Origin of the sequence: Aeromonas encheleia, from assembly GCF_900637545.1 — a bacterium.
Lineage (GTDB): Bacteria > Pseudomonadota > Gammaproteobacteria > Enterobacterales > Aeromonadaceae > Aeromonas > Aeromonas encheleia.
Map to the genome: position 1 here is coordinate 3,347,086 of NZ_LR134376.1, position 13,797 is coordinate 3,360,882.

11 protein-coding genes are annotated in these 13,797 nt (G+C 60.0%); 4 read left to right on the forward strand and 7 right to left on the reverse strand.

The genetic code is table 11. The features are described from left to right. Positions 1 to 121 precede the first annotated feature (121 nt). Positions 122 to 877, forward strand: a complete 756-nt coding sequence (locus tag EL255_RS15440) for a lytic transglycosylase domain-containing protein (RefSeq protein ID WP_042653961.1) — start codon at positions 122 to 124, stop codon at positions 875 to 877. Positions 878 to 1,162: 285 nt separating this feature from the next. On the opposite strand, the gene aqpZ is transcribed toward EL255_RS15440, so the two are convergent. The 3 genes from aqpZ to EL255_RS15455 all read right to left on the reverse strand — a co-directional run bounded on the left by aqpZ (position 1,163) and on the right by EL255_RS15455 (position 3,768). Then, a complete protein-coding gene (gene aqpZ / locus EL255_RS15445; RefSeq protein ID WP_042653962.1) occupies positions 1,163 to 1,852 on the reverse strand; it encodes an aquaporin Z in 690 nt (229 codons plus the stop codon). A gap of 286 nt (positions 1,853 to 2,138) precedes the next feature. Next, complete coding sequence (gene ruvC, locus EL255_RS15450; RefSeq protein WP_042653963.1) at positions 2,139 to 2,660, reverse strand: crossover junction endodeoxyribonuclease RuvC; 522 nt, start codon at positions 2,658 to 2,660, stop codon at positions 2,139 to 2,141. A gap of 199 nt (positions 2,661 to 2,859) precedes the next feature. Further along, complete coding sequence (locus EL255_RS15455; RefSeq protein ID WP_042653964.1) at positions 2,860 to 3,768, reverse strand: Gfo/Idh/MocA family protein; 909 nt, start codon at positions 3,766 to 3,768, stop codon at positions 2,860 to 2,862. Between the two features lie 177 nt (positions 3,769 to 3,945). On the opposite strand from EL255_RS15455, the gene EL255_RS15460 reads away from it, so the two are divergent. The 3 genes from EL255_RS15460 to EL255_RS15470 all read left to right on the forward strand — a co-directional run bounded on the left by EL255_RS15460 (position 3,946) and on the right by EL255_RS15470 (position 5,885). Then, positions 3,946 to 4,473 carry a DinB family protein gene (locus tag EL255_RS15460; protein ID WP_084228366.1) on the forward strand — a complete coding sequence of 176 codons (528 nt, stop codon included), beginning with the start codon at positions 3,946 to 3,948 and terminating at the stop codon, positions 4,471 to 4,473. A 228-nt stretch (positions 4,474 to 4,701) separates the two neighbouring features. After that, a complete protein-coding gene (locus EL255_RS15465) occupies positions 4,702 to 4,977 on the forward strand; it encodes a hypothetical protein (protein WP_084228367.1) in 276 nt (91 codons plus the stop codon). Continuing rightward, a complete protein-coding gene (locus EL255_RS15470) occupies positions 4,974 to 5,885 on the forward strand; it encodes a DNA adenine methylase (RefSeq protein ID WP_084228368.1) in 912 nt (303 codons plus the stop codon). Before EL255_RS15465 ends, EL255_RS15470 begins: the two co-directional genes overlap by 4 nt. Here EL255_RS15470 and EL255_RS15475 read toward each other — a convergent pair whose 3' ends face one another. The 4 genes from EL255_RS15475 to EL255_RS15490 all read right to left on the reverse strand — a co-directional run bounded on the left by EL255_RS15475 (position 5,886) and on the right by EL255_RS15490 (position 13,716). Further along, the gene (locus tag EL255_RS15475) at positions 5,886 to 6,590 is read right to left on the reverse strand and encodes a hypothetical protein (RefSeq protein WP_197720901.1); all 705 of its coding nucleotides are present in this window, start codon (positions 6,588 to 6,590) and stop codon (positions 5,886 to 5,888) included. Between the two features lie 281 nt (positions 6,591 to 6,871). Next, positions 6,872 to 9,334 carry a YgiQ family radical SAM protein gene (locus tag EL255_RS15480; protein WP_042654311.1) on the reverse strand — a complete coding sequence of 821 codons (2,463 nt, stop codon included), beginning with the start codon at positions 9,332 to 9,334 and terminating at the stop codon, positions 6,872 to 6,874. A 213-nt stretch (positions 9,335 to 9,547) separates the two neighbouring features. Next, positions 9,548 to 12,667, reverse strand: a complete 3,120-nt coding sequence (locus EL255_RS15485; protein WP_042653966.1) for an efflux RND transporter permease subunit — start codon at positions 12,665 to 12,667, stop codon at positions 9,548 to 9,550. Next, on the reverse strand, positions 12,667 to 13,716 hold the full coding sequence (locus tag EL255_RS15490) for an efflux RND transporter periplasmic adaptor subunit (protein WP_042653967.1): 1,050 nt from the start codon (positions 13,714 to 13,716) through the stop codon (positions 12,667 to 12,669). The genes EL255_RS15485 and EL255_RS15490 overlap by 1 nt, the downstream gene beginning before the upstream one ends. Between the last annotated feature and the right edge of the window lie 81 nt (positions 13,717 to 13,797).

Sequence of the window (13,797 nt, forward strand, 5' to 3'; positions counted from 1 at the left end):
GGCCTTCATGGTTCCCGCTTTTATTGCGGCCCGGCGCCTCGCCGAGCTTGTTCTGCCTCGCCCCTGATGCTTTACTCAACGGGGCTACCGAGGCTTAAGGAGCAAGCCGTTGAAAGCATGGATGTTGCTGGGAGCCATCCCACTGTTTCCCCTGTCCGTCTGGAGCCAGATACCGCCGCCGGCCGAGGTGGTGATCCTGGCCGCCGAGGCGCCGCCCTCAGTGCCTGCCGTGGCGCCTCCCCCACCGCCCGTGGCAACGCCAGCGATCGTAGCAACGCCAACGGTCGTGGCCGCGGCCCCCGTGCCGGCCTCCCGCCAGATCCAGGTCTACAAGTCGGTGCAGAAGAATGGCGTGATCCGCTACTCCGACATCATGCCCGATCAGGGTCACTACGAGCTGCTGCTGTTCAACGACTGCTACGCCTGCGATCCCGCCTCCAAGGTCAACTGGCGCACCACAGGCCTCTTCCTCTATGACTATGCCAGCACCATCAAGGCGGCGGCCAAGACCTACAGCGTCGATCCCGCCCTCATCCGCGCGCTTATCCACGCCGAATCAGCCTTCAACCCGCTGGCCGTCTCCCGCAAAGGCGCCATGGGGCTGACCCAGCTGATGCCAGCCACCGCCCGTGAACTGGGGGTGGGCAACGCCCTGCTGGCGGAGCAGAACATCTTCGGCGGGGTGAAGTACCTGGCGGGCTTGCTCAAGCAGTATGACGGCAACATCTCTTTGGCCACCGCCGCCTACAACGCCGGGGCCGGTGCGGTGCAGAAGCACGGTGGCATCCCGCCCTATGCGGAGACTCGCGCCTACGTGGAGCGAGTCAAACTGCTGCACCAGCGCTACCGGGATATGCTGAGCGCCCGGGGCCTGTAAAGCATCATCATTCCCCCGCGATCCCCGATACCGAGACCCGCCCCCCATATGGTGGAGCGGGTACAGCTGCTGCACCAGCGCTACAAGGAGCTGCTAAGCGCCGGGGGTCTGTAAAGCCCACATTATCCCGCCCTATGCCGAGACCCGCCCCCCATATGGTCGGGTGCCACTGCCACACCAACACCACAAAGCGCTGCCGAGCAGCTCGGAGTTTGTAAAACCCACAACCCCATAAAACAAAAAACACGCCCGAAGGCGTGTTCTAGAGCAGCATGTTGCGGGAGCTTATTTCTGCTCGGTCGCCACCATGCGATAGGCCAGGGCACCCAGGATGCCGCCGACGATGGGGGCAACCCAGAACAGCCACAGCTGGCTGACGGCCCAGTCACCCACAAACAGCGCCACACCTGTGCTGCGCGCCGGGTTGACCGAGGTGTTGGTCACCGGAATGCTGATGAGGTGGATCAGGGTCAGGCACAGGCCGATGGCGATCGGTGCGAAACCGGCCGGCGCGCGGCTGTCGGTGGCGCCCATGATCACGAACAGGAAGAAGCCTGTCATCACCACTTCACACACCAGGGCCGCCAGCAGGCTGTAACCACCCGGTGAATGCTCGCCATAGCCGTTGGAGGCAAAGCCGGCAGTCACATCGAAGCCGGCCTGACCGCTGGCGATCACATAGAGCACGGCACCCGCCGCTATCCCGCCCAGCACCTGAGCCACTATGTAAGGCAGCACACCGGAGGCAGGGAAACGACCACCGGCCCACAGGCCCACGGTCACGGCCGGGTTCAGGTGGCAACCTGAGATGTGGCCGATGGCGAAGGCCATGGTCAACACGGTCAGACCAAACGCCAGGGAAACCCCGAGCAGACCTATTCCTACATTGGGGAATGCCGCCGCCAGCACCGCACTGCCACAACCCCCCAGCACCAGCCAGAAGGTGCCCATAAACTCAGCTGCATATGGTTTCACGCTAATAATCTCCCATGATGATGAAATATGAGCCGGGGCTCATGCGGACACTGTCATTAAACAGGCGCCACATTATGGGAGTGTGAATCAAGAAGATGAAGTGAGCCCATTTTGTCTATGAAATGTGACTAGCATCACAAGTTATTGATTAATTAAGAGGATTGTCATTATCACGCGCTATGGACCTCACTGGTCCGACCGGAGCCTGCGACAGGCTGCGGCAACAGTGCTGATTTAATCAACAGTGGCGAAACGTTTTGCCGGACCGGATGGACCGTGCCGGTGCTCAGCGATAACGGCCGCGCACCGAGCCGGTCACCCGCCCCGCCATCTTGATCAGGCTCTGGCGGGTATGGAAGTGGCAGAGCGCCACCCCGAGGGCATCCGCCGCATCCGCCTGGGGCGTAGCCGACAGCTTGAGCAGATGAGTCACCATGTGCTGCACCTGCTCCTTGGCCGCCCCGCCCGTGCCCACCACCGCCAGCTTGATCTGGGTCGCCGAGTATTCGCTGACCGGCAGCAGGGCGTTGACCGCCGCGACTATGGCGCTGCCACGGGCCTGACCGAGCTTCAAGGCCGAATCGGCGTTGCGGGCCATGAACACCCGCTCGATGGCAAACTCGTCTGGCTTGAACTGGGTGATGATCTCGCTCACCCCGTCATACACCTGCTTGAGGCGTGACGGCAGCTCGCCCAAGTCGGTGCGGATGCAGCCCGACCCCAGATACTCCGCCTTGCCTGCGACTATACGGATCACGCCGTAGCCGGTGATCCGCGAACCCGGATCTATCCCCAAAATAATGCTCATGAAACCATCGTTGCTCTAAAGGCAGATCATGGGCGCCAAGATAGCAAACAAGCCCCCGCTTGGCTCGCATAGCCGCAGGCTGGCCCGCTGACTGCGCGCGGAAGCACCATCTTATACAGTGGTATGGCGACGCACTGACCAGTGCGTCCCATCAAGCCGTGGCCCATGCCAGCGTAAATCCCCCCTCCCCACCCGAGCGTTACTCCCCGGCTAGGGTCACCAGCTGCTCGGCCAGTTGATGGCTGCGCAGATAACTGTCGATGAGGGCGCCATCGGCCTTGCCCGCCTCAATCTGTGCATACCAGTGCGCCAGCATGGCATTGAAACCGCGCCGCGCCAGCACCGGCTGCCAGTCATCCACCGCGATGCTGCTCAGCTGCTTGCCACGGGCGAGGGTGCCCTGGGTGCAGTTCTCCACCTGCAGCGACAGATCCTCGCCATAGAGGCTGATGCGCTCCTCGGTGAGGCCGGCGCTGCGGTTCATGCTACCGCTCACCGCCGCCTGCCCGCTCTGCCAGGCCACGCTCACCCCGGCCAGCAGCTCGGGCTGCTGGCTACTGCGCCTGAGCACGGCATGGAGTGGCCCATCCGGCGCGCCGCCATAGTGGCAGAGGCTGTCGAGCACATGGATAAAGTCATCGAACAGGAACTGACGGGGCAACCCGGGCAGGGCATGACGGTGCTTCTGCCAGTGCAGCTCGGTCACCGGCTGCTGACGAGCGGCCGACAGCACGGGCAGGTAGCGGCGGTTGAAACCCACGAACAGCGGGCAATCCTTCGCCACGGCCAGATTGCCCAGCGCCTCCACCTCGGCGGCGCTGTCACAGAGCGGCTTGTCGACAAAGGTGGGGATGCTGGCGCGCAGGCACTGCTCCGCCAGTCTGCCATGCACGGCGGTGGCGGCGTGGATCATCACGGCATCCGGGCGGCTCGCCAGCAACTCATCCACCTCGGTAAAGCACTCGGCGATCCGGTACTGGCGGGCCAGCTTGTCCAGCACTTGGGGATTGCGGGTGCAGAGCAGCGGAGTGACTCGCTCGTCGCTGGCGAGCAGCGGCAGATAGGCCTTCTGGGCGATATCACCAAGGCCTACGAGGGCAATGCGCATGGGAACTCCTTGTCATAAATCGCGATAGCCGCAGGGTAACATCTCGCCCGCACCGAACGCATGAAATCGGATCTGTGCAAACGACGGGAGGGGATACCCGCTCAGCAGGGGAGTATTCTTGCTGCCATCGGCTGGCTAAGATGCCTTCTTCACGCGCTGAACCCATCAAGGAAGACCATGAGCAACTCGACCCTTCACTCTCTGTTTCGCTACAAGGCCTGGGCCGACGGCGAGCTGCTGGATGCCCTCGCCACCCTGGACCCGCAAGTCTATGGGGAGGCGCACCACAATGCCCTGCGGATCTTCAACCATATCCATGTGGTCGATGCCATCTTCCAAGCCAATCTGAAGGGTCTGCCCCACAGCTTTACCGCCACCAATACCCCGGAAACACCGACGCTGGCGGCATTGCGCTGCGCCATCGGCGAACTGGATGCCTGGTATCTGGAATACGTGGCCAATCTGAGCCAATTGGATGGCGAAGCCGTGCTTTCGTTTAACTTCGTGGATGGCGACAAGGGACTGATGTCCCGCGAGGAGATGCTGCTGCATCTGGTGACCCACGGCGGTTATCACAGGGGCGCAATCGGGCGGCTTCTGGTGTGTAGGAACTACTACACGCTGTTTTTTTTACAACAATCAGCATGTAAGTTTTTGATTTGTATCGGTGTCATTTTTAGGTGGATTTTTATAGGTTTTTTGTAGGTTGTTTTGTTCTTATGTGGAACCAGACACACAGCAAGCTGTGGTCTGTAGCAATCAGAAGGACACTGCGAAGCCAGGCCTATCGGGCTCAGTTGCTTGGTGGTGATCATCAAATAGCAGAAATGAAAAAAGCACCTGTGGGTGCTTTTTTCATAGATTGATAGTAACTGTTGCGATTACCCAGCTTGTGCGTTAGCATGCTAACGCATGCTTGCGAAAGGACGACATATGACTTGGAATCGTCAGAAGAGTGATTTGGAAGCGATGATGGTGAAAGTGCTAAAGAAGAAAAAAGCACTCAGCTTAGGTGAAGTTGTGTCAGAAATTGAAAAGATTGAACCCAATGCTTTTAGTGGGAAGACCCCAACAAACTCATTGTATTCCATCATTTACCGAAGAGAAAAACGCCGTGTTGAAAATGGCAATAAACTACTCTTCTTAATTGAGAAGGATAGAAACTATTCTGTCTACTCACTGAATCCGAAGTGTAAAGAAATCCTATGAAAAAAGCACCACATGTAATTCCATATCAAGGTAGCAAAAGAAAGCTTGCTGAAGATATTTTGTCTTACATGGATTTTGAGATTGATACTCTGTATGAACCATTTGTTGGTTCTGGTGCTATCACTCTTGCTGCTGCTGCCAATCAGAAGGCAAAAAAATTCGTTGTTGCCGATAAGCTTGAACCACTGGCTGAACTTTGGAAATTGATTGTTAGTGACCCTGAGCGATTGACTGAAGAGTATTCAAGGCTGTGGAATGAGCAATTGGCTGATCCTGCCGCTTACTACAAGAAAGTTCGTAACGACTACAATAAAAAAAAGTCACCATCTGACTTGCTATATTTAGTGGCAAGGTGTGTGAAAAATGCTGTTCGTTTCAATGGCAGTGGTGAATTTAATCAAGGACCAGATAACCGTCGCCTTGGTTTGAAGCCAGATAAATTGAGGCGCGAAGCAGTACTAATGTCTAAGTTACTGAAAAATAGAATTAAGATTTTTGGTGGAGACTTTAGAGATGCAATTGCTGATGCAACCTCTAATGATCTCGTTTACATGGACCCACCTTGGCAGGGAACAAGTGGAAAACGAGATCCACGATATGCCTATCTTTTGAATATTGATGAACTGATTCAAGAGCTAGACAGCCTGAATAAGCGAAATGTTCCATATATGCTGAGTTTTGATGGAACATGTGGCGACAGGACATATGGCACTGAACTTCCTGAATACCTTCAACTGAAGAAGGTTGGACTTCATGCGGGTCGTTCCAGTCAAGCAACATTACTTGGCCGTGATGATATGACAATTGAATCTCTTTATTTGTCACCTGCTCTGGTTGCTAAAACAAAGACTGTGAGCCACGAAAAGAAAAGCCCCCAACTTGACTTGTTAGGGGCTTCTGAGAGTTGATTACTTAATCAGCTTGTTGATTTCATCTTGAATGGAAGAGCCATTCCGTTTGGCTCTTTCTTCAAGCTCCTTGTATTTCAAAACATCAACACCAGAGAAAACAAGGTCAACTCTTCGCTCTTCTTTCATTGCCACATGGGTGTAATTTTCAGGAGATGCCCAATAGCAAGACTGACAGATTTGCAGAAATTTGATTTCTACAAAATTTTGGCAGTGCTCACAAACCCATGATTTTTGCCGTTGAGCAGCACCAGATAGCAACATGAAATCTGCTGGATTTCTAACAGTTCCGTCATCGTCACCAGAAATTCTATAAGGAACCCGGTGATCAATTTGAAGATGTGATTCGTCGTATTGTTCAGTGCTGATTGCACATCTAGCACCGAATTGTTCAACGAGTGCTTTCTTTAGTTGCTTGGGAAGAATTTTTCTTCCACCAAGTTTTCCATCTTCAATCTGAGATGGATCACCAAATCGGTAAGCACCAATAGACCGACCATCACTTCCCTTGACTTTGAAAGTCTCTAACGGGATGCCTTGGTCACGAACATCACCAGCAGCACGAGGCGGGTGGTTGTAGCCGTAGGTTTCCTTGAGATCTTCAGTCGTGATATAGCCATGTTTGATGATGTGATCGATCACAACCTTCGCACGATGTGCCGTCACCTTCTGAGCAGCTTCTAATAATTTGGGGTCTATCGCCACGATCCTCACCAGGGTAGTTGTTGACAAACCCCGGATTGTACGCTTGGTTTACATTCTCGAAAAGCACCTTATCATGAACAAAAAAGCACCTACGGGTGCTTTTTTGTTGCCTATTGCTAGAACATATTTATTTTTAGCTAATCAACTGGTAATCCCCCCATTTTTAGGGGCATTCAAAAGTAGAGGTCATGCAGCCTTTGTCAGATGCTGCTTTGGGGTATAACCATCCAGCGCCATATTGGGCCGCTCATGGTGTACAAGTCTAGTTATCACCTCGCCGGTCACTTGGCGGCCCCGCCTTTTGCGGCAGGCTTGCCACCCTGAGCTGCCGGTTTGGCTATGCCGGCACGGCTGGGTGCCTTGCCCTTATGGGCGGGTTTGCCCTGCCCGGCTGGTTTGCCTTGGGAGGCTGGCTTGCCATTGGCAGCGCCTTTCCCCTGAGCAGCACCTGCGACCTTGCCGTTACCAGCCTTGGCTCCGACATGGCCGCCCTTGTTGGCACCACCGTTGTTAACCGATGCGCCTTCGCTGCGAGTGCCCTGCTTGCCATTGTGTGGAGCCGATGAGGCGCCCTGTGCGGCGGCGGCGCCTTTAGTCGCGCCCTTACTGGCAGAGGCGCCCTTGCCCGCGCCATTGCCACGCTGGTGCACGATATTGCTATGGCGGGTCAGCGCGGGCTTGAGGCCCTTGTTACGGCTGCGCTCGGCCTTGGCCTCGCCGCGTCCTTCCGGCGGCACCAGGCAGTTGGGGCCGTTGCCGATCAGGTGACCCTTGCCCATTTCCAGCAGGGCTTCGCGGATCATGGGCCAGCCGGCCGGATCGTGGTAGCGCAGCAGCGCCTTGTGCAGGCGACGGCGGCGCTCACCCTTGACCACAAACACGTCCCCGCCCTGGCGGCTCACCTTGTTGAGGGGGTTTTTCTCGGTGTAATACATGGTGGTGGCGTTGGCGAGCGGCGACGGGTAGAAGTTCTGCACCTGATCCAGCTTGAAGCTGTTGGTCTTGACCCAGAGCGCCATGTTCACCATGTCTTCATCCGTGGTGCCCGGGTGGGCCGAGATGAAGTAGGGGATCAGGTACTGCTGCTTGCCCGCCTCTTTCGAATACTTGTCGAACAGCTCCTTGAAGCTGTAGTAGCTGCCCATGCCCGGCTTCATCATCTTGGAGAGCGGGCCCTCTTCGGTGTGTTCCGGCGCGATCTTGAGGTAACCGCCGACGTGGTACTTGGCCAGCTCCTTGATGTAGCGCGGATCTTCCACCGCTATGTCGTAACGCACCCCGGAGGCGATCAGGATTTTCTTGATGCCCTTCACATCCCGCGCCTTGCGATAGAGGTCGATGGTGGGGGTATGGTCGGTGTCCATGTGCGGGCATATGGTCGGCCAGACACAGGAGGCGCGGCGACAGGTCTGCTCGGCCTTGGGGCTCTTGCAGCGCAGCTTGTACATGTTGGCGGTGGGGCCGCCGAGATCCGAGATGACGCCGGTGAAGCCCGGCACCTTGTCGCGGATCTCTTCGATTTCTTTGATGATCGACTCTTCCGAGCGGCTCTGGATGATGCGTCCCTCGTGCTCCGTGATGGAGCAGAAGGAGCAACCGCCGAAGCAGCCACGCATGATGTTGACCGAGGTCTTGATCATCTCGTAGGCCGGGATCTTCTCCTTGCCATAGGCCGGGTGCGGCACCCGCTGATAAGGCAGGCCGAACACGCCGTCCATCTCGTCGGTTTCCAGCGGGAAGGCGGGCGGGTTGACCCAGACGATGCGATCACCGTGGGCCTGGGAGAGCGCGCGGGCGCAGCCGGGGTTGGTCTCGTGGTGCAGGATGCGCGACGCATGGGCGTAGAGCACCTTGTCTTCCTTCACCCGCTCGAACGCCGGCAGCTTGACGTAGGTCTTCTCCCAGGGTTTCTGCTTGGGCGGCTGCACCAATACCGGCTTGGCCTCCTGCTCCACCGGCGCCGTGCCTTCGTCGTCACTGCAGGGCGCCCCTTCCATATAGGGGTTCATGATGGGATCGATGCGGCCGATCTGATCCAGCTTGCTCGAATCCACCCCGCGCCACTCGGGCAGCGGCTCCTTGCGGATCACGGCGGTGCCGCGAATGTCCTGCATGGTCTCCATGGTCTCGCCGTTGGCGATGCGGTGCGCCACCTCGATCAGCGGCCGCTCGGCGTTGCCATAGATGAGGATGTCGGCCTTGGCGTCCAGCAGTATGGAGCGGCGTATGGTCTCGGACCAGTAGTCGTAGTGGGCGATCCGGCGCAGCGACGCCTCTATGCCGCCTATGACCACGGGGACCTCCTTGAAGGCCTCTTTGCAGCGCTGGGTGTAGACCAGAGTCGCGCGATCCGGCCGCTTGCCGCCCACATCCCCCGGGGTGTAGGCGTCGTCGTGGCGCAGCTTCTTGTCCGAGGTGTAGCGGTTGATCATGGAGTCCATATTGCCCGCTGTGACGCCATAAAACAGGTTCGGCTTGCCCAGGCGCATGAAGTCATCTTTGGATGACCAGTCCGGCTGGGCTATGATGCCGACCCGAAAGCCCTGGGATTCCAGCATGCGGCCTATGACCGCCATGCCGAAACTCGGGTGATCCACATAGGCGTCACCGGTCACCAGGACTATGTCGCAGCTGTCCCAGCCGAGCTTGTCCATCTCCGCTCTGGACATGGGCAGGAAGGGTGCAGTGCCGTAGCACTCGGCCCAGTAGCGGGGATAGGAGAAAAGGTGGGTAACCGGCTGCATTTTGAACACCTGGAACAATTCTGGTCGCGCATTATACCGGCAGAGCCGTGCGGGAGCGATGGCTTTTTGCCCCCATAAACCCAGAGGGATAAGGCGCAGCCGCCGGTGAAGCGAGGCGCACCGCCGCCGTGGCGGCAGGCAGCGCCGACAACCGGCCAACGAAGAGGGCGCCCGCAGGCGCCCTTCTCAATCCAGCGGGATCAGCCTGGCCGCTCAGGCCGCCGGCTTGCCCCGCTGCTCGGGCTCGCTGTCCACCGCCAGCGCCTCGTCCACCAGCAGATCCCGCGCGCCGGTCATGCCGGCCCGTCTGGCCAGCAGGTGATAGATGGCCGGCACCATCACCAGGGTCACCAGGGTCGCCAGGGAGAGGCCGAAGAACACCACAGTCCCCACCGCCATCCGGCTCTCATAGCCGGCCCCCATGGAGATCATCAGCGGCACGGCGCCTATGATGGCGGTCAGCGAGGTCATCAGTATGGGGCGCAGGCGGCGCACCGAGGCCGCGATGATCGCCTCCTCGAATCCCTCGCCACGCTGGCGCAGCTGGTTGATGAACTCGACGATGAGGATGCCGTTCTTGGTCACCATGCCGATCAGCATGATCATGCCGATCTGGCTGTAGATGCTCAGCTCCTGCCCCGTCAGCCACAAGCCCAGCAGGCCACCGAAGATGCCGAGCGGCACAGTCACCATCACCACGGTCGGGGTCAACAGGCTCTCGAACTGCGCCACCAGCACCAGATAGACCACCAGCAGGGCCAGGCCGAACACCATCAGCATCTCGCCCTGATTGTCACGGTAGTCCTTGGAGTCGCCGGCATAGTCCACCGTCATGCCGGCGGGCAGATGGGTGCTGGCCCAGCCGTCGAGAAAGTCGAGCGCCTCCCCCAGGGTGTGGCCGGGGGCCACGTCCGCGGTGAGGGCGATCGCCTTCTGGCGCTGGTAGTGGTTGAGGCGCTGCGGGCTCGCCACCTGCTTGACGGTGGCCAGGGTCGACAGGCTCACCATCTCGCCGCTGGCCGCCTTCAGATAGATGCGGCTGACATCGGAGATCCCGTTGAAGTCGCGCTGGTTGGCGCGCAGATAGACGTCATACTCCTCGCCCCTGTCCACATAGGTGGTCTGGCTGACGCCGCCGAGCAGCGCCTGCAGCGAGCTGGCCACGGTGGAGACGGGGATGCCGAGCTGACTGGCCCTGTCCCGCTCTATGGTCACCTGCAGCTCGGGGGTCTTCTCGGCGTAGTCGAGATCCGGCGCCAGCATCAGGCTGCTCTGGGCGGCGGCCTGCTGCAACACCAGCCCCTGCTCATAGATTTCGGCATAGTCCGAGCCCTGCAGCACAAACTGCACGGCGGCGTTGGAGCCGCCCTTGAAGCCGGGTTGGAAGGTGCGGATCATCACGTCCGGGATGGCGGCGAGGCGTGTGCTGAGGGTGCGGGCGAACTCGGTCGCGGTCTCGCCGCGCAGCGCCCAGTCGGTCAGCTGGATGATCGCCATCCCGGTCTGATCGCCACCGCGGCCGAAGGCCGGGGTGCTGAAGCTCATGGCCTGCACCACCCCCTTGCCGAGCAGCGGCATGACCGCGGCCTCCACCTGCTGCATGTTGCGCTTCATCCGCTCTATGCTGGTGCCCTCGGCCCCCTTGACGAACACATAGAGCACGCCCCTGTCCTCGGTCGGGGTCAGGCTGGCGGGCAGCTGGCTAAACAGGGCGCCGATGCCGCCGAGGCAGAGCACCAGCACCAGCGGGGTCCAGGCGGAGCGGCGCAGCACCCAGCCCAGCAGACGCCGGTAGTGCAACTCCACCCAACCGAGGTCACGGTCCAGGGTCGCGGTCAGGGCGTTGGGCTTGTCGACCGCGCGCATCAGCCAGGAGCCCATGGCCGGAGTCAGAGTCAGCGCCACCAGGGAGGAGAACAGCACGGCGAGCGACAGCAGGATGGCAAACTCGGTGAAGAGCCGCCCCACCATGCCATCCATGAAGGCGATGGGCACGAACACCATCACCAGCACGGCCGTGGTCGCGATCACCGCGAAGCCCACCTCGCGGGTACCGTGCCAGGCCGCCATCAGCGGGGGCTCCCCCCGCTGCAGATGGTGGTGGATGTTCTCCACCACCACTATGGCGTCATCCACCACCAGGCCAATGGCGAGAATAAGGGCGAGCAATGTGATGAGGTTGATGGAGAAGCCGAGGTACCAGGCGCCGATGAAGGCGGAGATGAGCGACACCGGCACAGTGATGGCCGGGATCAGGGTGGTTCTGCCCTGCCCCAGGAACAGATAGAGCACGGCCACCACCAGCACGGCGCAGATGGCCAGGGTGATATACACCTCGTGGATGGCCTGCTTGATGAAGACGGTGGAGTCGTAATCCACCTCGAGCTTGGCCCCCTCCGGCAGGAAGCGCTGCATCTCGCTCATCTTCTGCTCTATCCCCTGGGCCACCGCCAGCGGGTTGGCGGTGGACTGGGCGACTATGCCTATCCCCAGGCTCTCCTTGCCATTGCGCTGGTAGGCGCTGTCTTCGTTCTTGGCCCCCACCTCCACGTCGGCGATGTCGGCCAGGTAGATGCTCTGGCCATTGGCGGCGGTCGCCACCGGCAGGGAGCGGAAATCTTCGGCACTGTGGTAGAGACGGGCGATCTGCACCGCCATCGTCATGCTGTTGTTACGGATCTCCCCGCCCGGCAGCTCGATGTTCTCGCGCTTGAGGGCATCCTGCACATCCGCCACCGTGATGCCGCGGGCCGCCATGTCGGCGGGACGCAGCCTGACATACATCACCTGGGTCAGATCGCCAGAGAGGGAGATCTCGCTCACCCCGTCCACCAGACTCAGGGGATCGACCAGCACCCGGTTGGCGTAATCGGTCAGGGCGGTGCGGTCCATCTGGGTGCTGCTGAAGTTGAGCCAGATCGCCACATCCCCGTTACCGTTGTCCTTGGTGACCATGGGCTCGTCCACCTCGTCCGGCAACTTGGGACGGGCGCGGGAGATGGCGTCACGCACATCCGAGGTGCCTTCTACCATGTTCCAGCCGAGCTTGAACTCCACCGTGATGGAGGAGCGCCCCTTGCGGGTCACAGAGTTGATGTTCTTGATGCCGCTGATGCCGGAGAGCTGATCCTCGATGGGCTTGGTGACCTGGCTCTCCATGACCTCGGGGGCGGCGCCGTCATAGGTGGTGGTGATGGAGACGGACGGGGTCTGCACGTCCGGCATCTCCCGCACCGTCAGCTTGGAAAAAGCTACCAGGCCGAACACCGTGAGCAGGGCACTGATGACCACTGCCACCAGCGGGCGGCGCACTGATATATCGGAGAGCCACATCAGCCTTTTACCTCTGCCAGATCGCGCACATAGGCACCGTCACGCAGGTTGACCAGCCCCTCGACCGCGATGCGATCGCCGACGCTCAGCCCCTTGATGACCCACACCTCCTCGCCGTGGGTATCCCCCAGCTCCACCGGGATGCGCTTCACCCGGCCATCCGTCTCCAGTCGATAGACGAAGCGCTGCTCGCCGGCGTACTCCACCGATTGGGCCGGGATCAGGGTCATCTTCTGGGCGGGCAGGGAGAGCTCCACGTTCATCATCATGCCGGGCCGCAGCTGGCCGGTGGGATTGGGGATGATGACGCGGGCCTTGATGTTCTGGGTCTCGTTGGAGATCCGGCTGTCGAGCGTCTCCAACACGCCGGAGAAGGATTGGTCCGGCCAGGCCGAGCTGGTGGCCGTCACCGCCATGCCCGGCCTCAGCAGGGCGAGATAACGCTCGGGCACCGCCAGATCGAGCCGCAGCCGGGCGAGTTCATCCAGGTGGAGCAGCACGTCGCCGCTGTTGACCAGGGCGCCCTCGCTGAGATCGATCAGGCTGACGGTGCCGTTGAAGGGGGCCGGCAGGGTGCGCAGCGACAGCTCGTACTGGGCCGCGTCGACCCTCGCCTGGGCCTGGGCCACGGTCGCCTCCTGCCCTTCCAGCTCCGAATTGGTGATGGCGCCGCGCTCCACCAGCCGGCGCATGTCGCGCAACTTGCGCTTCTCATCGCGCAGGCTGGCGCTCTGCTCGGCCAGCTCCGCCCGCTGCTTGCCCTCATCCAGGGCGATCAGGGTCTCCCCCTGCTTGACCCGCTGACCGGAGCGCACTCCTATCTTGACGATGCGGCCGGTGACCTCGGGACTGACCGCCACTGAGCGGTTCGCCGCCAGCTTGCTGACCAGCTTGATGGAGGGCTCGGCCAGGCTCTGCCGGACAGTCTGCGCCCGGATATTGACTTGCTTCGGCTGGGGTTTGCTGACCGGTTCGGCCTGACGAAGATACCAGAGACCCGCCACCAGCAGGGCGAGCGGGAGGAGCCACAACCATATGCGCATTTTCATCAAACAATCCATGCAATGTAGGAGAAACGAGGAGACTTCATCAATGATGGCATCATGGTAACTCCTGACTATGCCGCGACT

Coding starts and splice junctions, on each gene's coding strand:
- EL255_RS15440 (WP_042653961.1), top strand. CDS start 122: ATGTTGCTGGGAGCCATCCCACTGTTTCCCCTGTCCGTCTGGAGCCAG.
- ruvC (WP_042653963.1), bottom strand. CDS start 2,660: ATGAGCATTATTTTGGGGATAGATCCGGGTTCGCGGATCACCGGCTAC.
- EL255_RS15455 (WP_042653964.1), bottom strand. CDS start 3,768: ATGCGCATTGCCCTCGTAGGCCTTGGTGATATCGCCCAGAAGGCCTAT.
- EL255_RS15460 (WP_084228366.1), top strand. CDS start 3,946: ATGAGCAACTCGACCCTTCACTCTCTGTTTCGCTACAAGGCCTGGGCC.
- EL255_RS15465 (WP_084228367.1), top strand. CDS start 4,702: ATGACTTGGAATCGTCAGAAGAGTGATTTGGAAGCGATGATGGTGAAA.
- EL255_RS15470 (WP_084228368.1), top strand. CDS start 4,974: ATGAAAAAAGCACCACATGTAATTCCATATCAAGGTAGCAAAAGAAAG.
- EL255_RS15480 (WP_042654311.1), bottom strand. CDS start 9,334: ATGCAGCCGGTTACCCACCTTTTCTCCTATCCCCGCTACTGGGCCGAG.
- EL255_RS15485 (WP_042653966.1), bottom strand. CDS start 12,667: ATGTGGCTCTCCGATATATCAGTGCGCCGCCCGCTGGTGGCAGTGGTC.
- EL255_RS15490 (WP_042653967.1), bottom strand. CDS start 13,716: ATGAAAATGCGCATATGGTTGTGGCTCCTCCCGCTCGCCCTGCTGGTG.